The organism is Ensifer sp. LBL (assembly GCF_050435225.1).
Lineage (GTDB): Bacteria > Pseudomonadota > Alphaproteobacteria > Rhizobiales > Rhizobiaceae > Ensifer.
Window position 1 is genome coordinate 547,166 of record NZ_JBNDJY010000003.1, and the last position, 23,549, is coordinate 570,714.

Annotated in this window: 25 protein-coding genes and 1 tRNA gene; 17 read left to right on the top strand and 9 right to left on the bottom strand. The window is 61.9% G+C overall.

Features of this window, described 5'->3' with window-relative positions:
* Positions 1-3: 3 nt before the first annotated feature.
* The 4 genes from OKW20_RS14275 to OKW20_RS14290 all read left to right on the top strand — a co-directional run bounded on the left by OKW20_RS14275 (position 4) and on the right by OKW20_RS14290 (position 2,752).
* Positions 4-753: an alanyl-tRNA editing protein gene (locus OKW20_RS14275; RefSeq protein ID WP_429114418.1), complete on the top strand. Its 750-nt coding sequence runs from the start codon at positions 4-6 to the stop codon at positions 751-753.
* 16 nt (positions 754-769) lie between these two features.
* Positions 770-1,624, top strand: coding sequence for a 3-mercaptopyruvate sulfurtransferase (gene sseA, locus OKW20_RS14280; protein ID WP_429173092.1), 855 nt, complete (start codon positions 770-772; stop codon positions 1,622-1,624).
* Positions 1,625-1,628: 4 nt separating this feature from the next.
* A complete protein-coding gene (locus OKW20_RS14285; protein WP_429173094.1) occupies positions 1,629-2,192 on the top strand; it encodes a GNAT family N-acetyltransferase in 564 nt (187 codons plus the stop codon).
* Between the two features lie 92 nt (positions 2,193-2,284).
* Positions 2,285-2,752, top strand: a complete 468-nt coding sequence (locus OKW20_RS14290; RefSeq protein WP_429173096.1) for a DUF1203 domain-containing protein — start codon at positions 2,285-2,287, stop codon at positions 2,750-2,752.
* Between the two features lie 41 nt (positions 2,753-2,793).
* On the opposite strand, the gene ald is transcribed toward OKW20_RS14290, so the two are convergent.
* Complete coding sequence (gene ald, locus OKW20_RS14295; RefSeq protein ID WP_205238945.1) at positions 2,794-3,912, bottom strand: alanine dehydrogenase; 1,119 nt, start codon at positions 3,910-3,912, stop codon at positions 2,794-2,796.
* A 157-nt stretch (positions 3,913-4,069) separates the two neighbouring features.
* Between ald and OKW20_RS14300 the strand changes: the two genes are divergently transcribed.
* Positions 4,070-4,531, top strand: coding sequence for an Lrp/AsnC family transcriptional regulator (locus tag OKW20_RS14300; protein ID WP_034791115.1), 462 nt, complete (start codon positions 4,070-4,072; stop codon positions 4,529-4,531).
* A 15-nt stretch (positions 4,532-4,546) separates the two neighbouring features.
* Here the strand turns inward: OKW20_RS14300 and OKW20_RS14305 are convergent, their stop codons facing one another.
* A complete protein-coding gene (locus tag OKW20_RS14305) occupies positions 4,547-5,794 on the bottom strand; it encodes a diguanylate cyclase (protein ID WP_429173099.1) in 1,248 nt (415 codons plus the stop codon).
* Between the two features lie 242 nt (positions 5,795-6,036).
* On the opposite strand from OKW20_RS14305, the gene OKW20_RS14310 reads away from it, so the two are divergent.
* Positions 6,037-8,010, top strand: a complete 1,974-nt coding sequence (locus tag OKW20_RS14310) for a bifunctional 2',3'-cyclic-nucleotide 2'-phosphodiesterase/3'-nucleotidase (protein ID WP_429173452.1) — start codon at positions 6,037-6,039, stop codon at positions 8,008-8,010.
* A gap of 171 nt (positions 8,011-8,181) precedes the next feature.
* Here the strand turns inward: OKW20_RS14310 and OKW20_RS14315 are convergent, their stop codons facing one another.
* Both OKW20_RS14315 and ilvA read right to left on the bottom strand, forming a co-directional pair.
* Complete coding sequence (locus OKW20_RS14315; RefSeq protein WP_429173102.1) at positions 8,182-8,502, bottom strand: HlyU family transcriptional regulator; 321 nt, start codon at positions 8,500-8,502, stop codon at positions 8,182-8,184.
* 76 nt (positions 8,503-8,578) lie between these two features.
* Positions 8,579-9,826, bottom strand: a complete 1,248-nt coding sequence (ilvA, locus tag OKW20_RS14320; protein WP_429173455.1) for a threonine ammonia-lyase — start codon at positions 9,824-9,826, stop codon at positions 8,579-8,581.
* 153 nt (positions 9,827-9,979) lie between these two features.
* Here ilvA and OKW20_RS14325 point away from each other — a divergent pair, with 153 nt between their 5' ends.
* The 5 genes from OKW20_RS14325 to OKW20_RS14345 all read left to right on the top strand — a co-directional run bounded on the left by OKW20_RS14325 (position 9,980) and on the right by OKW20_RS14345 (position 13,342).
* Complete coding sequence (locus OKW20_RS14325) at positions 9,980-11,434, top strand: TrkH family potassium uptake protein (RefSeq protein ID WP_429173105.1); 1,455 nt, start codon at positions 9,980-9,982, stop codon at positions 11,432-11,434.
* A 123-nt stretch (positions 11,435-11,557) separates the two neighbouring features.
* Entirely contained in the window at positions 11,558-12,106 is a 549-nt protein-coding gene (locus tag OKW20_RS14330) for a hypothetical protein (RefSeq protein WP_429173458.1), read from the top strand.
* Between the two features lie 4 nt (positions 12,107-12,110).
* On the top strand, positions 12,111-12,821 hold the full coding sequence (locus OKW20_RS14335) for an HAD family hydrolase (protein WP_429173107.1): 711 nt from the start codon (positions 12,111-12,113) through the stop codon (positions 12,819-12,821).
* A 104-nt stretch (positions 12,822-12,925) separates the two neighbouring features.
* Entirely contained in the window at positions 12,926-13,186 is a 261-nt protein-coding gene (locus tag OKW20_RS14340) for a hypothetical protein (protein ID WP_043620365.1), read from the top strand.
* A gap of 71 nt (positions 13,187-13,257) precedes the next feature.
* Positions 13,258-13,342, top strand: a tRNA-Leu gene (locus OKW20_RS14345).
* An 86-nt stretch (positions 13,343-13,428) separates the two neighbouring features.
* Here OKW20_RS14345 and OKW20_RS14350 read toward each other — a convergent pair.
* The 3 genes from OKW20_RS14350 to wrbA all read right to left on the bottom strand — a co-directional run bounded on the left by OKW20_RS14350 (position 13,429) and on the right by wrbA (position 14,800).
* Complete coding sequence (locus OKW20_RS14350; protein ID WP_034791089.1) at positions 13,429-13,647, bottom strand: hypothetical protein; 219 nt, start codon at positions 13,645-13,647, stop codon at positions 13,429-13,431.
* Positions 13,648-13,728: 81 nt separating this feature from the next.
* Positions 13,729-13,971, bottom strand: a complete 243-nt coding sequence (locus tag OKW20_RS14355; RefSeq protein WP_429173111.1) for a DUF2188 domain-containing protein — start codon at positions 13,969-13,971, stop codon at positions 13,729-13,731.
* Between the two features lie 229 nt (positions 13,972-14,200).
* Positions 14,201-14,800: an NAD(P)H:quinone oxidoreductase gene (gene wrbA, locus OKW20_RS14360; protein WP_205238952.1), complete on the bottom strand. Its 600-nt coding sequence runs from the start codon at positions 14,798-14,800 to the stop codon at positions 14,201-14,203.
* Between the two features lie 164 nt (positions 14,801-14,964).
* Here wrbA and OKW20_RS14365 point away from each other — a divergent pair, with 164 nt between their 5' ends.
* Both OKW20_RS14365 and gpt read left to right on the top strand, forming a co-directional pair.
* Positions 14,965-15,720, top strand: a complete 756-nt coding sequence (locus OKW20_RS14365) for a competence/damage-inducible protein A (RefSeq protein WP_043620358.1) — start codon at positions 14,965-14,967, stop codon at positions 15,718-15,720.
* A gap of 129 nt (positions 15,721-15,849) precedes the next feature.
* A complete protein-coding gene (gpt, locus tag OKW20_RS14370; protein ID WP_043620356.1) occupies positions 15,850-16,347 on the top strand; it encodes a xanthine phosphoribosyltransferase in 498 nt (165 codons plus the stop codon).
* Positions 16,348-16,416: 69 nt separating this feature from the next.
* On the opposite strand, the gene OKW20_RS14375 is transcribed toward gpt, so the two are convergent.
* On the bottom strand, positions 16,417-17,892 hold the full coding sequence (locus tag OKW20_RS14375) for an NAD(P)H-hydrate dehydratase (protein WP_429173114.1): 1,476 nt from the start codon (positions 17,890-17,892) through the stop codon (positions 16,417-16,419).
* A gap of 344 nt (positions 17,893-18,236) precedes the next feature.
* Between OKW20_RS14375 and OKW20_RS14380 the strand changes: the two genes are divergently transcribed.
* The 3 genes from OKW20_RS14380 (at position 18,237) to hspQ (ending at position 20,664) form a co-directional block, all read left to right on the top strand.
* On the top strand, positions 18,237-18,575 hold the full coding sequence (locus OKW20_RS14380) for a P-II family nitrogen regulator (RefSeq protein WP_003528058.1): 339 nt from the start codon (positions 18,237-18,239) through the stop codon (positions 18,573-18,575).
* 65 nt (positions 18,576-18,640) lie between these two features.
* Complete coding sequence (gene glnA, locus OKW20_RS14385; protein WP_034791062.1) at positions 18,641-20,050, top strand: type I glutamate--ammonia ligase; 1,410 nt, start codon at positions 18,641-18,643, stop codon at positions 20,048-20,050.
* A 284-nt stretch (positions 20,051-20,334) separates the two neighbouring features.
* Positions 20,335-20,664 carry a heat shock protein HspQ gene (gene hspQ / locus OKW20_RS14390; RefSeq protein WP_034791060.1) on the top strand — a complete coding sequence of 110 codons (330 nt, stop codon included), beginning with the start codon at positions 20,335-20,337 and terminating at the stop codon, positions 20,662-20,664.
* A 79-nt stretch (positions 20,665-20,743) separates the two neighbouring features.
* On the opposite strand, the gene OKW20_RS14395 is transcribed toward hspQ, so the two are convergent.
* Positions 20,744-21,373, bottom strand: coding sequence for an invasion associated locus B family protein (locus tag OKW20_RS14395; RefSeq protein WP_043620346.1), 630 nt, complete (start codon positions 21,371-21,373; stop codon positions 20,744-20,746).
* Between the two features lie 272 nt (positions 21,374-21,645).
* Here OKW20_RS14395 and OKW20_RS14400 point away from each other — a divergent pair, with 272 nt between their 5' ends.
* Entirely contained in the window at positions 21,646-23,460 is a 1,815-nt protein-coding gene (locus OKW20_RS14400; protein ID WP_429173116.1) for an extracellular solute-binding protein, read from the top strand.
* Positions 23,461-23,549 lie beyond the last annotated feature (89 nt).

The window sequence follows — 23,549 nt, forward strand, 5'->3', positions numbered from 1 at the left end:
GCGATGACCAGGACCGTGACCGCCCTCTTCCGTGACGACTTCTACCTCTCGACCTGCGAGGCCAATGTCACCGGAATCCTCGAAGACGGCGGGATCGAGCTTGATCAGACCTGCTTCTATGCCACCTCCGGCGGCCAGCCCGGCGACACGGGCTTTCTGGAGCGCGCCGATGGCAGCCGCATCGACATCGCGGTCGCCCGCCATGGGCAGACCAAGGACATCATCATCCACGTGCCGGCCGAGGGCCAGCCGGCACCCGAGATCGGCGAGAAGCTGGTTCTGCACATCGACTGGCCGCGCCGCTACCGGCTGATGCGTATGCACACGGCCTGCCACCTTCTTTCGGTCGTCTGTCCCTTCCCGATCACCGGAGCCTCGGTCGGCGAGGACGAGAGCCGTGTCGATTTCGACATGAGCGAGACGATCGACCGGGACGAGGTCACGACAGCGCTGATGAAGCTCGTCGACGAAAACCACCCCGTTTACGTCCAGTGGATCACCGACGACGAACTCGCCGCCAACCCCGGCATCGTCAAGTCGAAGAATGTTCGCCCGCCGATCGGCCTTGGGCGCGTCAGCCTTGTCTGCATCGGCGAGAATTCGGCGATCGACAGTCAGCCCTGCGGCGGCACGCATGTGTCGGAAACGCAGGAAGTCGGCGCCATCCACATCGCCAAGATCGAGAAAAAGGGTAAGGAGAACCGCCGGTTCCGTATCCGCTTCGGTACCCCCGAAGACCGCGCATCAGTTTGAGTAAGGAGTTGCGACCGTGACCAACAACAAGAGCGCCTTTGTCGTTTCCGCCGATTGGCTGCAGGAGCGCCTTGGCGATCCCTTGATCCGGATCCTCGACGCGTCGTGGTACCTGCCGGCACAGAAGCGCAACCCGAAGGCGGAATACGACGCCGGGCACATTCCCGGTGCGGTCTTCTTCGACCAGGACGCCATTGCCGACCATACGAGTGGCCTGCCGCACACGCTGCCTTCGCCGGAAGCTTTTGCCGAAGCCGTCGGCGCGCTCGGCGTCAGCGAGAGCGACACGATCGTCGTGTATGACGGCCCCGGCATCATGACGGCGCCGCGCGTATGGTGGGAATTGCGCATCATGGGCGCCAAGAATGTCTATGTGCTCGATGGCGGCATGGACGGCTGGAACCGGGAAGGCCGGCCCGTGAGCACGGACGTCCCCTCGCCCAAGCCGGCCACGTTCACACCGAGCTTCACGCCGGCCGCGGTCACGTCTCTCGCGGGGATGAAGCAGATCGTCGCCGATGGCGCGACCCAGATCGCCGACGCCCGCGGCGCCCCGCGCTTTTATGGCGAGGAAGCCGAGCCGCGCGCCGGTCTTCGTTCGGGCCACATGCCGGGCGCCCACAGCCTGCCGTCCGGCGCCTTTTCGGAAAACGGGAAGCTCAAGGATCTCGAGAGCCTCCGCCAGACATTCGCTGCCGCCGGCGTCGATCTTTCGAAGCCCGTGGTCACCACCTGCGGATCGGGCGTGACTGCTGCCATCATCACCCTGGCGCTACAGTCGCTCGGCCACACCGACAACACGCTCTATGACGGATCCTGGTCGGAATGGGGCGGACGCGCTGACACCGCTGTCGTCACGGGTCGCGAGTGACGCCATGCGCACTCCGAAGCTCGCCTCGCTGACGGCGCACGTCACCGAACTCGAAATGACGGCTCCGCCGAAGCAGAGCCTGCCGATGCCGGTCAATATCCAGACCGCGATCCTGCGCGTCTCCGACATTCCGCTCGGCTACTATCGGTTTCTCTATCTGCGCGTCGGACGCCGCTGGCATTGGACCGAACGGCTGCGGATGAGCGACGAGGATCTGGCTGCCCTGCTTGGAGACAAGAGGCGGAGCGTAACGGTCCTTTACGTCAACGGCGCGCCGGCCGGATTCTTCGAGCTGCATCAGGGCGACGACGACGTGGTCGAGCTTGTGCATTTCGGACTGATGGAACACGCTCTCGGCCTCGGGCTCGGCAAGTGGTTCCTGCTGCAGACGCTGTTTGCTGCCTGGGCGCTGAATCCGAGCAAGCTGACGGTGACCACCAACAACCTCGACCATCCCCGCGCGCTGCAGCTCTATCAGCAATTCGGCTTCTCGCCGGTCGCGACCCGCGAAGCCACGGTCCAGCCTTTGACCGATGCCGAACTTCTGAAGCTGGTGAAGAACCTCTGAAGAACACCATCCGGCAAGTTCCGGGTGTCCCGATTGCTGCGGCCGGTGCACTCTCCTGATCGAACAACAAAAGCCGATCAAGGAGATACACTATGTCGTTGCGCTATATTCCGATGTCTGACGCGGAAGCCCGCAGGATGAGAGAGGGCGGGCTGGACGCCTATGGCAATGCGCCGGAGCGACAGATCTCCGACGGCGGCGGCGTACCCTGCCGTCATTGCCTGGATTATGTCGAGGCCGGCGCGCCCTATCTGGTTTTCGCGCTTCGGCCGTTTTCCTCGTTGCAGCCCTATGCGGAAACCGGGCCCGTGTTCATGCATGCCGAGGCCTGCCCGGCGCATCATGGCGAAGTGTTGCCGCCGATCCTGAACTCACGCGCCGACTACCTGCTGCGCGGCTACGGCGCGGACGAGCGCATCGTCTATGGAACCGGCGACGTTGTTGCCAGGGAAGACGTGGAAAGTCGCGCGACAGAATTGCTGTCGAGACCGGACGTTACGTCCGTGCACGTCCGCTCCACCCGGAACAATTGCTACCAGTGCCGGATAGAGCTGGCCTGAGGCGAAATCGGCCCGGCATTGCTGCCGGGCCGAAACGATTGTCAGGCGACGTTCAGGACTGCCTCGGGCGCGTAGGCATCATAGCCGAGCGCTTCGGCGACGGGTGCGTTGGTGACGCGACCGCGGTGCACGTTGAGGCCGGCGCGCAGATGTCGGTCTTCGGCGATCGCCTTGAGGCCCTTGTCGGCGAGCTGCAGACCATAATGCAGCGTGGCGTTGTTGAGCGCATGCGCCGAGGTCACAGGCACCGCGCCCGGCATGTTCGCAACGCAGTAATGCACGATGCCGTCGACCTCATAGGTCGGCTCGGAATGGGTCGTCGCGTGCGAGGTTTCGAAGCAGCCGCCCTGGTCGATGGCGACGTCGACGATGACAGCCCCCTTCTTCATGCCGGTCAGCATTTCGCGGGTCACGAGCTTCGGTGCCGCAGCGCCCGGGATCAGCACGGCCCCGATGACGAGGTCGGCGGAGAAGACTTCCTCTTCCAGCGCGTCGATGGTCGAATAGCGTGTGTGCACGCGGCCGGCAAAGAGATCGTCGAGCTGGCGCAGACGCGGGATCGAGCGATCGATGATGCTGACGTCAGCCCCGAGACCCGCCGCCATGCGGGCGGCATGCAGGCCGACGACCCCGCCACCGATGACGGTCACCTTGGCCGGCAGCACGCCGGGAACGCCGCCGAGCAGGATGCCGCGGCCACCATTGGCCTTTTGCAGCGAGGTCGCACCAGCCTGGATCGCCAGGCGCCCGGCAACTTCGGACATCGGCGCGAGCAGCGGAAGGCCGCCGCGATCGTCGGTGACGGTCTCGTAGGCAATCGCCGTGACGCCGGAATTGAGCAGGCCCTTGGTCTGTTCCGGATCGGGCGCAAGATGCAGATAGGTATAGAGAATTTGGCCTTCGCGCAGCTGCGCCCATTCGGAAGGCTGCGGCTCCTTGACCTTGACGATCATGTCCGACTTTTCGAACACGTCCTTTGCCGTCGCGACGATTTTCGCGCCAGCGGCACGGTACGCATCGTCGTCCGCGCCGATCCCTGCCCCGGCCTTGGTTTCCACGATTACCTCGTGGCCATGGGCAACATATTCACGCACCGAGCCGGGCGTCAGGCCGACACGATATTCATGGTTTTTGATTTCCTTCGGGCAACCGACACGCATTCTTGCGTTCCTCTCCTGTAATGGGCTTTGCGCCGCTTTTGACGAGGCAATCAGCAAAACACGCGGACAATCGAATGTCCTTGCAAAGACGAAAGCCTGAGCGCATTGATTTCGAAGAATATTGCGGCAATAGGCGCAATATTGAGGGAAATCACCAATGAGCGAACTTGACGCCATCGATCATGCGATTCTGCGCATTCTTCAGCAGAACGGCCGGATCTCGAATGCTGACCTCGCGGCCAAGGTCGGGCTCTCGCCGTCGGCCTGCTCGCGCCGGGTCGACATCCTGGAAAAGTCGGGAACGATCGCCGGATACCATGCCCGGATCGCCCACAAGGCGCTCGATTACCAGATCATGGTCATCGTGCACATTTCGCTCTCGGGGCAGTTCGCCAAGACGCTCGCCGAATTCGAGGCGGCGGTAAAGCTCTGTCCGAACGTGCTCGTCTGCTACCTGATGTCGGGGGAATACGACTATATCCTGCGGGTGGCGGCCAAGGATCTGCAGGACTACGAGCGCATTCACCGCGACTGGCTTTCGGCCCTGCCCCACGTGGTGAAGATCAACTCGAGCTTCTCGCTGCGCGAAATCATCGACCGGCCGAATGTCGGCATCTGAAGGCGGCCGCAGACCCTACCGGCCGACGACGCAATCGCGGCCGCGTCCCTTGGCGGCATAGAGCCTCAGATCGGCCTGCGCCAGCAGATGCTCGACCGAGCCCCCATCGGCCGGCGTCGACGATAGGCCGATGCTCGCCGTCACCGGGCGTCCATCCGGCGTCGACAACTGGCTCGATATCGCGATCCGGACTTCATCGGCGCGCCGCAGCCCATCCACGTGGTCCATCTCCGGACAAAGGATGACGAACTCCTCGCCACCGTAGCGGAACAGGCGATCGACGGGGCGAATCTTCGATTTCACCGTTTCGACCAGTTGTTGGAGCACGCGATCGCCCTCGAGATGCCCGAAGCGATCGTTGACGCCCTTGAAGTGATCGACGTCAATGATCATCAGGGTGACGGCAGCGTTCGCGCCGCTGGCCGCGCGCAGCATTTCCGGTGCCTCGACCTCGAACCGGCTACGGTCGAGCGAGCCGGTCAGCGTGTCCTGCCCGGAGCGCGACAACAGATCCTCGTAGCGCTCGCGGAAGGTCAGCGTGTTGAAAATGTCGCCGAGCGGCCGGTCCGACATGGCAAGCGACGGGTGGCGCGAGAGGTTGAGATAAAGGCCGACGGCAAGGGCATAGAAGGGCGCCGCCAGCATCTTCGCCATCCAGCCGCCCCAGAAGACCTCCGCCGGCGCGTTGTTCCACCAGCGAAGCGCCGCATAGAAGGCGGCCTGATCGAATGTGAGCACCGCTACACCGCAGATGAGGAAACGGACGGTCACGAAGTGACGCAACCAACGACCGAGGCGCTCGTAGAGCAGGATGATCATCAGCGCATCGAAGTAGAGGATCGTCGTCCCCCAGACCATCAGCCATCCCATCTCGTCGATGAAGGCGAGGTCGGCGGAGCGCTCCGCGACGATCGACACCGTATCGTGCTGCCGCAGCAGAAGGCTGAGCGCCACCGTCAGGAAATTGCCGGCGAGCAGGCCATAGATCGGTTGGCGCACCGTTGCTGCGTCCTCCTTCACATAGAGGAGGAGGATCATCATCAACTTGCCGGAAAACAGGACGGCCGATCCCGGCGAGATCACGCCGAACGGCAGTTGCACATAGAACACCGCAGCGAGATAGGTTTCGATGAAGTGCATGACGCCAAGGGCGGCGACAAATACCCCGAGCCCCAGTCGGGCACGAAGGTGCAACAGCCCGATCATCGCCGTCACGTAGACCAGCGCCTCGCCGACGAAGAGAAGAAGGTTGGCGTTTGGCATGTGCTTGAGAAAGTTCCGTTTCCTGGAGCACCGTTAACCAGGAAACTTGAAGAAAACTTTACCAGGTGTCCGCTGTTGCCCGACCTTTCAGTGCGAAAATCTGCCGCTTTCGGAAACGGCGGCTTTCCGGCATAGTCGGCGCCAACCCACCGTCGTTCGCCAGCCAGCGAACAAAACTCCCGATTGTATTCCTTTTCCATGAAGACCCGCATTCTTGATAAATGGAGGACCGCATGACATCGATGACTTCCCCGCTTCACCTCACGCGCCGCTCGCTTCTCGCGGGGGCCGCGGCCTCCTCGGCACTCGTCATGCTGCATCCATTCTCGGCGCGCGCCGCCGCCAATCAGGCGCATCTCAGGATCATGGAATCGACGGACTTGCACGTCCACGTGTTCCCCTACGACTACTATGGCGACAAGCCTAACGACACGGTCGGCCTTGCGCGCACCGCCTCGATCATCGACGCCATCCGCGCCGAAGCGACGAACTCCATCCTCGTGGATAACGGCGACTTCCTGCAGGGCAATCCGATGGGCGACTACATCGCCTATCAGCGCGGAATGAAGGATGGCGACATCCACCCGATCGTCGCCGCCATGAACGTGCTCGGCTATGACTGCGGCACGCTCGGCAACCACGAATTCAACTATGGCCTGGACTTCATGTTCAAGGTGCTGAACGGGGCGAATTTCCCCGTGGTCTGCGCCAACCTGACGAAGGGATCGCTTGCCGCCAATGCGCGCCAGGACGAACTGTTCCTGAAGCCCTATGTCATTCTCGACCGCAAGGTGAAGGACGGTTCCGGCCAGGAGCATTCGATCCGCGTCGGCCTCATCGGCTTCGTACCGCCGCAGATCATGACCTGGGACGCCAAGCACCTGGAAGGCAAGGCCAATGCCCGCGACATCGTCAAGGCGGCCGAAGCCTGGGTGCCGCAGATGCGCGAAGAAGGCGCCGACATCGTCGTGGCGCTCTCGCACTCCGGTATCGGCCAGCAGGCCTATGCGGAGAACCTCGAGAACGCCTCCGTACCGCTGGCCGCAATCGAAGGCATCGATGCGATCGTCACCGGCCACAGCCACCTGGATTTCCCCGGGCCGAAGTTCAAGGAGATTGCCGGCGTCGACAACGAGAAGGGGCTGATCTCCGGCAAGCCCGGCGTCATGGGCGGCTTCTGGGGCTCGCATCTCGGCCTGATCGACCTGTTGATCGAGCGCGACGGCGGCAAATGGCGCGTCGTCAGTTCGACGAGCGAGGCACGCCCGATCTACCGCCGCGAGGACAAGAAGGTCATCGCCGAGGTCGCCGACAAGCCGGAGGTCCTGGCGGCCGCCCAGAAGGACCACGAGGCGACGCTTGCCTATGTGCGCACGCCCGTCGGCAAGACCAGCGCGCCGCTCTATTCCTACTTTGCCCTGGTCGCCGACGATCCGTCGGTGCAGATCGTCAGCCAGGCGCAGACCTGGTACATCAAGGACATGCTGAAGGAGACCGAACACCGCGACCTGCCGGTGCTTTCGGCGGCTGCCCCCTTCAAGGCCGGTGGTCGCGGCGGCGCCGACTACTACACCGACGTTCCGGCCGGCGACATCGCGATCAAGAACGTCGCGGATCTCTACCTCTATCCGAACACGGTGCAGGCCGTGGTCATTACCGGCGAGCAGGTACGCAACTGGCTGGAAATGTCGGCCGGCATCTTCAACGAGGTCAAGCCGGGCGCTTCCGACGCTCCGCTGATCAACGGCGGCTTCCCGTCCTACAATTTCGACGTCATCGACGGGGTCACCTATCAGATCGACCTTTCCGTACCGCCGAAGTTCGACAAGGACGGCAACACCATCAACGCCGCCTCAAACCGCATCAAGAATCTGCAGTTCAACGGACAAGCGATTGATCCGGCCCAGAAATTCGTCGTGGCCACCAACAACTACCGCGCCGGCGGCGGCGGCAACTTCCCCGACATCGGCGCCGACAAGGTGGTCTTCGTGGCCCCCGACACCAACCGCGATGTGGTGGTGCGCTACATCATCGACCAGGGCACGATCAACCCGTCGGCCGACGCCAACTGGACCTTCGTCCCGCTCGCAGGCACCAGCGTGACCTTCGACAGCGGACCGAAGGCGCGGCAGTTCCTGGCGCAGGTGAAGGGCGTAACGATCGAGGACGCCGGTGACGCTGCCGAGGGTTTTGCGCGTTTCCGCATCAAGCTCTGAGCCACGAACCGATCAGTGGGCTGCCGCTTGCGGTGGCCCACACACTTGGCGCCTGACCGCTCCAGCAGGCTAAACCGCCGACACAAGTCTCCGGCATTCCTGCCGCAGAACATGAGCTGCGGCAGACAATGTTCTGTTTATTTTAGATTATCTTGGATATAGGCGCGCGGCTCAGACCTGCCCCGACGGGGCGTCGTCGGAAAACAGCGACGGGCCGGTCTGGTCGATGATCTGGCGCCCCTTGCGCAGCGCAGCGTCGATCGCGTCCTGCTCGGACGTGAAGAGATCGGCGCGGATGAAGCTGCGGACCTTGGCGCCGCCTTCGGCCGAGACCTTCTCGATGTTGCCCGCCAGACGAAACTGGGAGCCCTCGCGCATCGGCGTCGCACGGATGGTGAAATCCGCATAGGACTCAGATTTCCCCGGTGCTGCCTGCGCCTGGTCTTCAGAGTTGCCGGAGCGGCCGAACAATTTCGAGAAAAACGATGCCATGCCCAAGACTTAGACGCCGCGGCCGATACTGTCAAAGCTTAAGTGCCGATATTCGACCGCGACGCCCTCACGCCGATCAGATGATGAGGTTGGAGAGGATCTCGTTCTCGGTAATGTCCTGGTAGCGCAGCCCCGCAGCGTCGAAGCGAGCCTTCAGCACGGGGAAGTTCTCCGCATGTTTCGTTTCGATGCCAATCAGGATGGAACCGAAATTGCGGGCTGACTTCTTCAGATACTCGAAGCGCGAGATGTCGTCTTCGTCACCAAGCAGGTTGAGGAAATCGCGAAGCGCGCCCGGCCGCTGCGCCATGCGCAGGATGAAATACTTCTTGAGGCCGGCATGGCGCATCGCCCGCTCCTTGACGTCGGGAAGGCGTTCGAAGTCGAAGTTGCCGCCGGAAACGACCGCGACCACCGTCTTGCCCGCAAGCGCCTCGGGGCCCAGCGCTTCGAGCGCCGAAATCGAAAGAGCTCCGGCCGGCTCGAGCACGACGCCTTCGACATTCAGCATGTCGACGATCGTCCGGCAGATGGCATTTTCAGCCAGCAGCATAACCTGGTCAGGCGAGAAGCGCCGCAACGCTGCAAAGTTCAGATCGCCGATCCGCCCGACGGCGGCACCGTCGACGAAGTTGTCGACCTGATCGAGGGTCACGACGCTGCCGGTTTCCAGGCTTTCCCGCAGGCTCGGCGCACCCGACGGCTCGCAGAAGATGAAATGATCGGCCGCGACCTTGTCCTTGAGGTAGCCGGTGACGCCGGCGGCAAGGCCGCCACCGCCGACCGGCAGAACGACGAGATCAGGAATCACGCCTTCCGGCAGCTGCCAGGCAATTTCCGCCGCGACGCTTGCCTGCCCTTCGATGATGTCGGCGTGATCGAAAGGCGGCACCATGACGCCGCCGATCGCTTCCACGTGGTCGCGGGCAGCCTTGTAGCATTGATCGAAGATATCGCCGACCAGCTTGATGGTGATGAACTCGCCGCCGAACATCCTGGTCTTGTCGATCTTCTGCTGCGGCGTCGTCACCGGCATGAAGACGACACCCGGAACCCCGAAATGGCGGCAGACGAAGGCGAAGCCCTGGGCGTGGTTGCCGGCCGAGGCGCAGACGAATGTCTTCCCCGAGGCACCGGCACCGATCGCCTTGCGGAAGAAGTTGAAGGCGCCCCTGATCTTGTAGGAGCGAACCGGCGAAAGATCCTCGCGCTTGAGGTAAATGTTGGCGCCGTAGCGCGCGCTCAGGTGCTCGTTGAGCTGCAGCGGCGTCGGCGGGAAGATCTCCCGCAAGGCTTCGGTTGCGGTTTCGACATCCTGCTTCATCACGTGCGGTCTTCCGTTGAGTTGGTCGCTGGCGGTCGCTATTGCACATCGCAACGCCCGAAGCCATGGCTTTGACTCGAATCGGGCCGACGTTGAAAATGGCGCAGCACCTGTCCGACCGGTATGCCGCATTGTTTTCCAGGAAATGAACACTTGAACGCAACCCTCATCCGGCATGCCGTGCACATTTCGGCGATCCTCGGCATCTATCTTGCCTGCGCCATGCTGGTGCCGGCGATGGTCGACCTCTATTACGGCCATCCGGACTGGCAGATTTTTGCCGCATCGTCGTTCATGGTCGGCGGCCTTTCGCTGGCGACCTTCATGGCCACGCGTATGGGTCCGCCGCCGTTTTCAAAGAAGTTCGGCTTCGTCCTCGTCAACATGCTCTGGGCCGTATTCTCGGTGGTCGGCGCAATCCCGCTCTGGCTGTCGTCCATGAAGCTCGACTTTGCCCAGGCGCTGTTCGAATCCGTCTCTGCCATCACCACGACCGGCGCGACCGTGATCGTCGGCCTCGACGATGCGCCGCCGGGGCTCCTGCTCTGGCGTTCGCTTTTGTGCTGGCTCGGCGGCATCGGCATCGTCGTGCTTGGCCTGTTCATCATCCCCTATCTCAGGGTCGGCGGCATGTCGTTCTTCAAGATGGAGTCCTCCGACACCGGCGACAAACCCTTTGCCCGGCTCGCGAGCTTCAGCCGCGCCTTCCTAGCGATCTACGTTGTCATCACGCTGCTCTGCACGATCGGCTACTTCCTGACGGGCATGAACCGCTTCGATGCGATCAACCACGCGATGTCGACCGTGGCGACGGGCGGTTTTTCCACCCATGACGCATCCTTCGCCTATTTCGGCAGCATTCCGTTGCTCTGGACCGCCACCTTCTTCATGGCGCTTTGCAGCCTGCCCTTCTCGATCTTAATCGTGCTCGTCGCCCGCGGCAGGCTCGATGCGTTGCGCGACCCGCAAATCATCGTGTTCCTCGGCTATCTCTCGGCCTTCTCGATTGCCGTCGCCATCTACCACCGGCTGGCCAATGGCGTCGAATTCCATCTGGCGCTGGCGCATTCGTTCTTCAACATTACTTCGATCCTCTCGACCAGCGGCTATGCCAGCCAGGACTACAGCCTCTGGGGGCCCTTCGTCGTCATCGCAGCCTTCATCGCCACCTTCATGGGCGGTTGCTCCGGCTCGACCGCCGGCGGGATCAAGGCCTATCGCTTCATCGTGCTCTTCAATGCGATCCGGTCGGGGCTGAACAAGATCGTCTACCCCAACGCGATCTATGCGGTGCGCTATGGCGGCAACACCGTCGACGCTGACACGCAGCGCTCCATCTTCCTGTTCTTCATCACCTATATCCTGCTGTGGGTGCTCGGCAGTCTCGCCATGGGCGCGCTCGGCTACGATCTGGTCACCGCGACCTCGGCGGTCATTACCTGCCTTTCCAATGTCGGCCCGGGCCTTGGTCCGATCATCGGCCCGGCCGGAAATTTCTCGACACTCGGCGATCCCGAACTCTACCTGCTGTCGCTGATGATGCTGCTCGGTCGTCTCGAAGTGCTGACCGTGTTGGTAATCCTGACGCCGGTCTTCTGGAAGCATTGACCATTCGCCTCGCGGCCCTATCGTCTTGACTCGGTGCAGCAGATGCCGAATGTCGGTCGAAACCGGCGATGGGGGAACGTCATGGTGAAACATATACGTCGTCTGGCGGTGCTGACCACCGCCATGGCGCTTTCGGCGGGGCTCGCCGCCAATGCCGGCCCGCTTGCCGACGCGGCGGTGCAGGCCGAAAAGCTCGCGGCATCCGGCGACGCGGCGAAGGCCCATGAGCTGCTCCGCCAGGCGATGAGCGATTTCTCGCAAACGCTGCCACTGGCGATCGGCAAGGCGGTTTTCGTCACCAAGGCGCCGACCGGCTACGCCATGTACGACCCGCGCGAGGGCGCGGTGTTCAAGGAAGGAGAGTCGCTGATCTCCTATATTGAGCCGATCGGCCTCACCTGGAAGGATTCGGTAACGAAGGGCCAACTCGAAAGCCACTTCACCGTCGACTTCGATATTCTCAACCCGAAGGGCGACGTGCTCGCGGGCCAGAAAGCGTTCGGTGATTTCACCTTCACCGGCCACCTCAGAAACCAGGAAATCTATTCGACGCTGACCATCGACGTCTCAGGTGCTCCCGCCGGCGACTATGTGCTGCGCTTCCACTTCAATGACGTCAACAGCGGCAAAAGCGCCAGCGTCGACCAACCCTTCAAGATTGCCGGACCGTAATACCATGCCCCACGCAGTAACGACCGTCGGCTTCGATGCCGACGATACACTCTGGCAGAACGAGCAGTTCTTCCGGCTGACGGAAGCGCGCTTCGCCGAGCTTCTGGGCGCCCACACGGACACCGAACACCTGTCGGAGCGGCTGCTTGCGGCGGAGAAGCGCAACCTCGGCCTCTACGGCTTCGGCATCAAGGGCTTCGTGCTCTCCATGGTCGAAACCGCCGTCGACGTCACCGATGGCAAGGTGCCCTCCTCGGTCATCGCCGAGATCCTCGCCGCCGGGCGCGACATGCTCGTGCACCCGGTTGAGCCGCTGCCGCATGTCAAGGAAACGCTCGAAGCACTTCACGGCCACTTTCGCCTTGTCATGATCACAAAGGGCGATCTCTTCGACCAGGAGCGCAAGCTCGCCGCCTCCGGCCTTGGCGACTATTTCGACGCCGTCGAGATCGTCAGCGACAAGACCGTCGCCACCTACGAGCGCATCTTCAAGCGTCACGGCGACGGGGCGCTGAATAGCATGATGGTCGGCAATTCGCTGAAGTCGGATATCGTGCCTGCACTCGGTGCCGGAAGCTGGGGGGTCTATGTCCCGCACGCGCTCACCTGGTCGTTCGAACACCACGATAAACCAGAGGACCATCCGCGGTTTCGCGAGATTGCGGATCTCGGCGGGTTGGGCTCGGTCCTTGAGCGCTTGACACCGAAGGCTTGACTGTCGTCCGCAAGCGCCAAGTCGATCGCAATTATAAGTTGATGCGTATCGATGATACACGAATCAGCTTATCGTCCACATGGTGGCTTAGATGAGGGGAACCAATGTTGGCGCTTGTTTTCGGTGCAGCGATTGCGATGGTGATGGTGGGCAGGCTCATTGGATGGCTGCTGCGGAAGGTTTCGGCTTTGAGCGTCTTTTCCTCGCGCCTCGCGGGTTTGGCGGTTCTGTTGTTTGTCGCACCCGCCATCTACTCGTTCAATTCGGGCTGGCCGTTTGTCGACTCGTTTATCGTCTACGGCCTTGGGGCAATGATTGCCGCGGGCGTATTCTACTTCATGAAGACGAGAGAACAGCGCGCCTAAGCGCGTTGTCCACCCCGTACCCCCCCGATCACCCTTGACTGTTTGACCTGAGTGTTTGATCTAGGGATCATGCGGGCGTGGCGAAACTGGTAGACGCAAGAGACTTAAAATCTCTCGGCCTTGGCTGTGCGGGTTCGATCCCCGCCGCCCGCACCAGGCAATCGGTTTTTTAAAGATTCAATAGGCGACCCGCACCCGGCTCTCGCTGGAGAGTGAGACGTTGCGCCGGTGAGACTGGCCGCTCAGTTGTTGTAGTAGTAACAATCGCATTCCGCCTGGTAGGCGTCGTCGTGCCATACGCGAACGGCGAGTTTCGTTGCGCATCCCTGGTTTTCCAGCCTGAGGCCGAGAAGCGAGACCGCTGCCGCCTTGGAATTGGGGGCGTCCACCTCGATTGCCGATCCGACCTGGTGGACACCCTGCCGCGGGGTCCAGGTGAAGATCTGAACGCTGTAGTGCATCGAATATCCTCCGTGGGAGAGATGGTGTGCACGCAATACTAAACGCTATGTGTTCGCAATGAGCCGGTCGCCTTGACCGTTTCAGCCGTCTTCGACGGTCGCTTCAGGCCGATCGCCGCCATCCGTGTGTTCGAAGTGCCAGTGGCCCTGTTCGTCCTGGAAGCTGATCTCCTCGTCGTCGCCGCCGACCTGCTGTTCGGCGGCGGCGGCCTTGGCGGCGGCAAGCGCCGTTTCGCGGTTGGGAAAGGGTTCCGAATAGGCGTCGGCGGCCTTGTAGGCCCATCCGCCGTCATGAGGAACGATGGTGTAAGTAATCCGCGCCATGCTTCCCTCCCAATAATCCGAAAGACGCTCCCGTCTTCGGCGGGCCGTTGCCGCACAGCCCCGCATTCCTCCTCGTCAAAGGCATACTCAATGCCGAACGCCGCGGATATTAGCACAAGTGTGGTACGAATTGCCACATTCGCGAATCACCCGGAAAGGCTAGCCGCCAAACAGAAAGGCGGCCCCTTGCGGCGCCGCCTAAACTCTTGAAACAATTGCGTCGAGATGATCAGGCCGAAAGCTTGGCGGCGATCTTGGCGACGTGTGCGCCCTGGAAGCGGGCAGCCTGGAGCTCGACCTCGGACGGCTGGCGCGAGCCGTCGGCATCGGTGATCGTCGAGGCGCCATAGGGCGAGCCGCCCTTGATCTCGTCGAGGCCCATCTGACCCTGGAAGGCATAGGGAAGACCAGCAACGACCATGCCGTGGTGCATCAGCGTCGGGATGAAGCCGAGGATGGTGGATTCCTGACCGCCATGCTGGGTGGCCGAGGACGTGAAGACCGAACCGACCTTGCCGACCAGCTTGCCAGACGCCCACAGGCTGCCGGTCTGATCGATGAAGTTGCGCATCTGCGAGGCAACCGTGCCAAAGCGCGTGCCGGCGCCGAAGATGATCGCGTCGTATTGGGCAAGCTCTTCGACATGGGCGACCGGCGCGGCCTGGTCGAGCTTGAAGTGAGAGGCCTTGGCGACCTCGGCCGGCACCAGCTCCGGAACGCGCTTGACGTCGACTTCGGCACCCGCAGACTTGGCACCTTCGGCCACGGCGTAAGCCATGGTTTCGATATGTCCGTATGCCGAATAATAGAGAACGAGAACCTTGGCCATAATTGCTCCTTTGGATACAAGCGATCCCACTTGATCACTGCTGCGCGGAAGATTTATCAAAATGCAGCCGCATGCCAGGAGCCGTCCGGGAAACAGACTGTTCTCGCAATGTGAACAATAATAATTCACTGTTAAATGACTGACTAAACAAACAGGATCACCCGATGAGCAGCATAAAAGTCGTCACTGCCGCCATGGTCGCCATCGGCGACGAACTTCTGTCGGGGCGTACCAAGGACAAGAACATCGGCCACCTCGCCGACATGATGACCATGGTCGGCATCGACCTCAAGGAAGTGCGGATCGTCGCCGACGACGAGGTGGCGATCGTCGAGGCGATCAATGCAGTGCGCAGCCGCTACGATTACGTCTTTACGTCCGGCGGCATCGGCCCGACTCATGATGACATCACCGCCGACGCCGTGTCGCGCGCCTTCGGCGTCGAATGCATCTACGAGCCGGAGGCGATGGCGCTGCTCGGCGCCATGTACGAGCGCCGCAACATGGAGTTTACCGACGCGCGCAAACGCATGGCGCGCATGCCGCTCGGCGCACGTCATATCCCGAACCCGGTATCGACGGCGCCGGGTTTCGCCATTGGCAACGTGCATGTGATGGCCGGCGTGCCACAGGTCTTCCAGGCTATGCTCGACGCTCTGCTGCCCGGTCTCAACGTCGGTTCGCCCCTCCTCTCGCGCACCGTGCGCTCGCCCTTCGGCGAAGGCGACATCGGCAGCCCGCTGACCGAAGTGCAGAAGAACCATCCGGAAACGAGCATCGGCTCCTACCCGAAATTCGACGGCAAGACCTTCTCGACGGATATCGTCGTGCGCGCCCGCGATCCGGAAGCCCTTGCGGCAGCGGAAGCGGATGTCCAGGCGATGATCCAGGCAATCGCCGACGCGCGGGCAAAGGGATAGCGCGAAGCCCTTGCACTCAAGGCCTCAATGCCGTTATTGCATGTCGGCAAATCAGGATGACGCGTTCCCGCCTGCCCGATCTGCCGGACGCTTCGCCTTACCTTCGTTCAGACAAGCCGGAGCCCACCCATGTCGCTGCCCGATAAAGCCTTTCCCGTTTCCTGGGACCAGTTCCACCGCGATTGCCGCGCGCTTGCGTGGCGGCTCGCCGACAATGGCCAGGAATGGCGCGCCATGGTTTGCATCACGCGCGGCGGCCTGGTTCCGGCGGCGATCATCTGCCGCGAGCTCAACATCCGCATGATCGAAACCGTCTGTGTGGCCTCCTATCACGACTACGATTCTCAAGGACAGATGAAGGTGCTGAAGGGCATCGCCCCCGAAATTGCCGAGGGCGGCGGTGAAGGCGTGCTGATCGTCGACGACCTGACCGACACCGGCAAGACTGCCGCGGAAGTCCGCGCCATGCTACCGAAGGCGCATTTCGCCGCCGTCTACGCCAAGCCGAAGGGCCGGCCGCTGGTCGATACCTTCGTTACCGAGGTCAGCCAGGACACCTGGATCTATTTCCCCTGGGACATGGGCTTCACCTATCAGGAGCCGATCGCCAAGGGCACGCGCGGCTAATAGCCCGTATGTTCCTTCCGGACCCGGTGCCCCTTGTCGGGAGGCGACTTTCGGTCCGTGAGTTTTCGATCAGCTGATCGGCGGTATCGTGCCGATCAGCGTTTCGGCAGTCAAGCCAGGCCCTGCCTTGGCGCCGGCTGCGCCATGGCGCCAGACTGCGGCTGCGGCTGCCTCGAAAGCCGGCATTCCCTTCGCCAGATGCGCGCCGACGATGCCGGCAAGAACGTCCCCCGATCCGGCGGTTGCCAGCCACGGCGGCGCGTTGTTGTTGACGACCGCCCGTCCGTCCGGCGCGGCAACGACGGTGTCGGCGCCCTTGTAGACGATCACCGCGTAACTCGCCCGCGCCGCAGCCTGCGCCTTCTCGATCTTCGAAAGCCCGTCGTCACCGGCAATATCAGGAAAGAGACGGGCGAACTCGCCGTCGTGCGGCGTCATGACCATCTGGCCCCCGCCTTTCGCCAGTGCCGCGAAAAGTTCGCCGGGATTTGCCTGGAACGAGGTGATGCCATCGGCGTCGAGCACCAGGGCGCGATCGCAGAGCGCAAGCGCAAAGTCCCTCGCCTTCTTGCCGATGCCGAAGCCTGGCCCAAGCACGAAGCTTCCCAGGCGCTGGTCCTGCAGCCATTTGGTAAGCTCCCGCTTGCCGTCGATCTCTTTGACCATCACTGCCGTCAGATGCGACGCATTGATGTCGAGTGCTGCGTTGCCGGAGGCGACGGTGACAAGGCCGGCGCCGGCCGCAAGGCCCGCCGCGGCCGACAGGCGCGCCGCGCCCGTCGCCTGGCGGTCACCTGAGAAAACCACCAGATGCCCGCGCTTGAACTTATGCGTCGAGGCTGCCAGGTCGCCGCCCCAGCCCGCCCAAAGGAACGGCGCATTGAGGCGCAGCGAACCTGCACCGGCGCGCAGGATGCGCGCGGGAATGCCGATGTCGAACACCTCGAGCGTGCCGCAGAGGGACCGCCCGGGCAAAAGCCAGTGACCGGGCTTTGGCGCCATGAACGTGACGGTGTGGCGGGCGGCAAAGGCGGCGCCCCGAACCTCGCCCGTGCGGCCGTCGATGCCGCTCGGCAGATCGACCGCAACGACCGGAACGCCACTGGCATTGACCCGTTCGATAAGGTGAATGACGTCGTCCGGGAGGTCGCGAGACAAGCCCGCCCCGAAGAGCGCATCGATGACGACATCGCCGGCCTGCGGTTCGTAGGCAAAAAGTGGTGCGACGGGATCGCTCCAGTTTGCCCGGGCGCGCGCAGCATCGCCTTGAAGCTTGGCGGGATCGCCCAGCACGAACACCGCGACATCCGCCCCGCTTTCGGCAAGGCCGCGGGCGGCAACGTAACCATCGCCACCATTGTTGCCGGGGCCGCAGAGCACGACGAAGCGGTGCGCTTCCGGAAAATACCGCAGGGCCGCAGCGCTCACCGCCAGTCCAGCGTTGCGCATCAGCGTAAAGCTATCGATGCCGGATTGGGCCGCCGCCTGGTCGATTGCCGTCATTTCGGCGGGCGTGATCAACAGGTGCTGAAGGTCGGAGCGCATGCCCCAGACTTATCCATGCCCGCGCGCGTGAAGCAAGGCCTCAGCCTTAACACCATGATTGCCTTAAAATAATGCATTTGCACATAATTGTTGCTCAAATAACAAGCTTCACGTCTGCCATGATGTGGGGACTCTGCAAGAAGCGGGCATCTTTCGATCGGAAATCATAAAAAATAGGCAGATCGCACCCCGCGTAAGGCATGGAAATCCTGTAATCGGCGCGCCGGCAGCAGATTTTTTGTCGTTCTGACAGATTTTCGCAGAAAAACTGGCATGCAACGTGCATATTCAGGGCGAGCGGGCATGATCCTGCTATCAAGGGAGAAGCGGAGAGACATTTTCTCATGAAAAAGATCGAAGCGATCATTAAGCCCTTCAAGCTCGACGAAGTGAAGGAAGCCCTTCAGGAAGTCGGCCTGCAGGGTATCACCGTCACGGAAGCCAAGGGCTTCGGGCGGCAGAAGGGTCACACGGAGCTGTATCGCGGCGCCGAATACGTGGTGGACTTCCTGCCGAAGGTAAAGGTCGAAGTGGTGCTGGCGGATGAAAACGCGGAGGCCGTCATCGAGGCGATCCGCAACGCCGCGCAAACCGGCCGCATTGGTGACGGAAAGATTTTCGTTTCCAATGTGGAAGAAGTCATCCGTATTCGCACGGGCGAAACCGGCCTCGACGCCATCTGACATCACGGGCCGTTCGGCCCGGTTCTTTTCAAATCCTCGTCATCTCACACAGGGAATAACGGCAAATGACGACTGCAAGCGATATTCTGAAGCAAATCAAGGACAACGACGTCAAGTTCGTCGACCTGCGCTTTACCGATCCCAAGGGTAAGCTGCAGCACGTAACGATGGATGTGGTCTGCGTCGACGAAGACATGTTCGCCGATGGCGTCATGTTCGACGGCTCCTCGATTGGCGGCTGGAAGGCCATCAACGAGTCCGACATGGTGCTGATGCCCGATCCGGAAACAGCGCATATGGACCCGTTCTTCGCGCAGTCGACGATGGTCATCATCTGCGACATTCTCGATCCGGTTTCGGGCGAATCCTACAACCGCGATCCGCGCGGTACGGCCAAGAAGGCCGAAGCCTACCTCAAGGCATCCGGCATCGGCGACACCGTGTTCGTTGGCCCGGAAGCAGAATTCTTCGTCTTCGACGACGTCAAGTACAAGGCCGACCCCTACAACACCGGCTTCAAACTCGACTCCTCGGAACTGCCGTCCAACGACGACACCGACTACGAGACCGGCAACCTCGGCCACCGTCCGCGTGTCAAGGGCGGCTATTTCCCGGTTCCGCCGATCGACAGCTGCCAGGACATGCGCTCCGAAATGCTGACGGTCCTGTCCGAGATGGGCGTGACGGTTGAGAAGCACCACCACGAAGTGGCGGCCGCCCAGCACGAGCTCGGCGTCAAGTTCGACGCGCTGGTTCGCAATGCCGACAAGATGCAGATCTACAAGTACGTCGTGCACCAGGTCGCCAATGCCTATGGCAAGACGGCAACCTTCATGCCGAAGCCGATCTTCGGCGACAACGGTTCGGGCATGCACGTGCACCTGTCGATCTGGAAGGACGGCAAGCCGACTTTTGCCGGCGACGAATATGCCGGCCTGTCGGAAAGCTGCCTCTACTTCATCGGCGGCATCATCAAGCATGCCAAGTCGCTGAACGCCTTCACCAACCCGTCGACGAACTCCTACAAGCGCCTCGTCCCGGGCTATGAGGCTCCGGTTCTGCTCGCCTACTCGGCGCGCAACCGCTCCGCTTCGTGCCGCATTCCGTTCGGCACCAACCCGAAGGCCAAGCGCGTCGAAGTCCGCTTCCCGGATCCGACCGCCAACCCCTACCTCGCCTTCGCAGCCATGCTGATGGCCGGCCTCGACGGCATCAAGAACAAGCTGCACCCGGGCAAGGCGATGGACAAGGATCTCTATGATCTGCCGCCGAAGGAACTGAAGAAGATCCCGACCGTCTGCGGCTCGCTGCGCGAAGCGCTGGAAAGCCTCGACAAGGACCGCAAGTACCTGACGGCTGGCGGCGTGTTCGACGACGACCAGATCGATTCCTTCATCGAACTGAAGATGCAGGAAGTCATGCGCTTCGAAATGACCCCGCATCCGGTCGAGTACGACATGTACTACTCGGTCTAAGACCGTGCGACCGGCGGCATCGACCACCGGTTCAAGCCGTGCTTTGGGCCGGCGGCTCCCTAGATGGAGCCGCCGGCCTTTTCGTTGGAGCGCACGGATTGCAAGCGCTCCCGCGCAGGGAGCGGCACGAAACCGTCGAATTGTGTGATATTATGTTGCCAACAACTTTTGCGCGTCCGCAGGACACGCATGGCGAGATCGATCAACGGAGGGCAGAAGGGAAGTCCCTATTGATGTTTTGGGTTCGCCAACCCAGATAATCTCCTGAAAGGATGTGTTGCGTCATGAAACAGAGAAACGCCAAATTCGAGATCGGACAGGTGGTTCGCCATCGGGTTTTCCCGTTCCGCGGCGTCATTTTCGACGTCGACCCGGAATACGCCAACACCGAGGAGTGGTGGAACGCCATTCCGCAGGAGATCCGCCCAAGCAAGGATCAGCCCTTCTATCACCTGTTCGCCGAGAACGACGACAGCGAGTATGTCGCCTACGTCTCCGAGCAGAACCTGGAATTCGACGACAGCGACCGGCCGATGCGCCACGCGCAAGTCGATGCCCTGTTCGACAAGGATGGCGTCGGTCACTACAGGCCCAAGGCGACGTTCCGCCACTGAGGCCGCTTCGCTCTCGAACAAATGAAAACGCCCGGACCGCGAGGTCCGGGCGTTCCTTTATGCGTTTGCGGAGGACCGCTTAGTTCTGCTTGGCAGCCTTCTGGGCTTCTTCAAGCTTCTTGCGTGCGTCCTCGGCCTTCTTCTGCATTTCTTCCTGCAGCAGGCGCTGACGCTCTTCGAGCTGCGACTGCTCGATCGGCTCGCCGTCGTAGACACCGGTGAAGCCCGTGAGGGCCATCTTGATCGGGTTCGGAGCGCGCTGGAAGTTGACCGAGGTGAAGACGACCTCATTGCCCTTCTTCAGGCTGGCGATCAGCTGGTCGGAAAGCGGCGCTTCGGCAACGCACTTGTCGGGCATGCAGATGGCGTAGTCGAGCTTGACCGGCTTGCCACCGTCGATCTGCATCTGAACGCCGGTCGGGATGAGGCGCGCCGACGGTACCGAAACCTGCATGATCTTGCGGTTGACCTTGCCGGAAACGGTGATGAGGCCGACAGCGGTCACGAGCTGGCCGTTGTTGGCGGTCAGCAGGTTCTGAACGATGCAGACATCGTTGTCTTCCTGCTTGGTGCAAACCTTGAACCAGCCCTGCGGCGGCTTGCCGCCAGCCTGCTGTGCAGACGCAACGCTCGGAACGCCCGCAGCAGCTACAGTGAGCGCCAGCGCTGCCATGCCCGAACGTTTTGCAATATTCGACTTGAACATCATTGTGATTCCGTCTCCTGAAATCCGGTAACGGAACAGTTGTTCCGCAGGTGAGTATCGTCAGCCGCCGTTGTCCTGTTGGCCAAATAAGGCAAATGCATGACCCCGTTTCCGGAAACACCTGTTACATTGGCTCGCTTCGATTATCCAGTGTTTCCTGTCATTTTTTGACTTCATACTGGGCGGAATTTGGACCGCGGATCGGTTGGATTCATCCGTCGGCATTGGTAACGTTCGGGGAATCGGCCTGTTGATACCCCTCACGGGAGGTGACCTTGCGTGCAATTCTTTCTGGTCTGGCGCTGATCCTGACCACCACTTCATTCGGCACTGCTGCGGCAGCCGCTCCTGTGCATGCGATTGCCATGCACGGAGAGCCGGCGCTGCCTGCCGATTTCAAGAACTTTCCCTACGTCAATCCGGACGTAAAAAAGGGTGGAAAGATCTCCTACGGCGTCGTCGGCAGCTTCGACAGCCTGAATCCCTTCATCCTGAAGAGCATGCGCACGACCGCGCGCGGCATGTGGGATCCGGAATACGGCAACCTCGTCTACGAATCGCTGATGCAGCGCTCACGCGACGAGGCCTTCACCATGTACGGCCTGCTCGCCGAAACCGTGGAGTGGGATGACGACCGGACCTTCATCCAGTTCAATCTCAACCCGAAGGCCCGCTGGGCCGACGGGCAGCCGGTGACCGCCGAGGACGTGATCTTCACCTTCGAGCTGCTGCGCGACAAGGGACGTGTCCCCTTCAGCAACCGCATGGCCAAGGTGGCGAAACTCGAGAAAGTCGGCGAGCGCAGCGTGCGCTTCACCTTCACCGAGGATGCCGACCGTGAGCTGCCGCTGCTGCTCGGCCTGTCGCCAGTGCTGCCGAAACATGCCATCGACCTCGCAACCTTCGACCAGACAACGCTGAAGCCGCCGCTCGGCTCCGGCCCTTATCGCGTGGCCGAAGTGAAGCCGGGCGAGCGCATCGTCTACGAGCGAAACCCGGACTATTGGGCGAAGGACCTGCCCTCGAAAGTCGGCCAGGACAATTACGACGAAATCTCTGTTGAGTATTTCCTCCAGGAAAACTCGCTGTTCGAAGCCTTCAAGAAGGGCGAGATCGACATCTATCCCGAAGGCAGCGCCACCAAATGGGCGCGCGGCTACGATTTCCCGGCCGTTCGCTCCGGCGACGTCGTCAAGGAAACCTTCACGCCGAAGACGCCGTCGGGCATGCTCGGCATCGTCTTCAATACCCGCCGGCCGATGTTCGACAACCTGAAGCTCCGTCAGGGTCTGGCGCTGGTGTTCGACTTCGAGTGGGTCAACAAGAACCTCTTCGACAGCGCCTACACGCGCACCCAGAGCTACTGGCAGAACTCGACGCTGAGCTTTCTCGGCGCACCGGCCGACGACCGAGAACTCGGCCTGATCGGCGACGCCCGCGATCGAATCAACCCGGCGATCCTCGACGGCACCTACCGCCTGCCGGTGACCGACGCGTCCGGCCGCGATCGTAACGTGCTGCGTGTCGCCGTCTCATTGATGCGCGAGGCCGGCTATCAGATCAAGGACGGCAAGATGGTCGATCCGCAGGGCAAGCCGCTTGCCTTCGAGATCATGAGCCAGAATGCCGGCCAGGAAAAAATTGCGCTCGCCTATCAGCGGTTTCTCGCCCCTCTCGGCATCCAGGCGACTGTGCGCACTGTCGACGATTCGCAGTACCAGCAGCGCAGCCAGTCCTTCGACTACGACGTGATCATCAAATCCTTTCCCTCGACGCTGTCACCCGGCATCGAGCAGGCCGGGCGCTGGACCTCGCAGGCGCGCGACCGGCAAGGCAGCGACAACTTTGCCGGCGTCGCCGACAAGGACGTCGATCGGATGGTCAACAACATCCTGCAGGCCCGCACGAGCGAAGATTTCACCGCGGCCGTGCGCGCGCATGACCGGTTGCTCGTCAACAACTCCTACCTGGTGCCGCTCTACCACCTCGACGCCCAGTGGGTAGCGCGGCGCAAGCATATCGGCCGGCCGGACGTGATGCCGCTCTACGGCTACCAGCTTCCGACCTGGTGGGATCAAGACGCGCAATAGAGGGTCGGTTCCCTTTTGGTAACGCATTGAAAGCCGGGTCAAACCGGCTTATCTCGCCGTCATACCGGAAAAAGGAAAGGCACCCACAC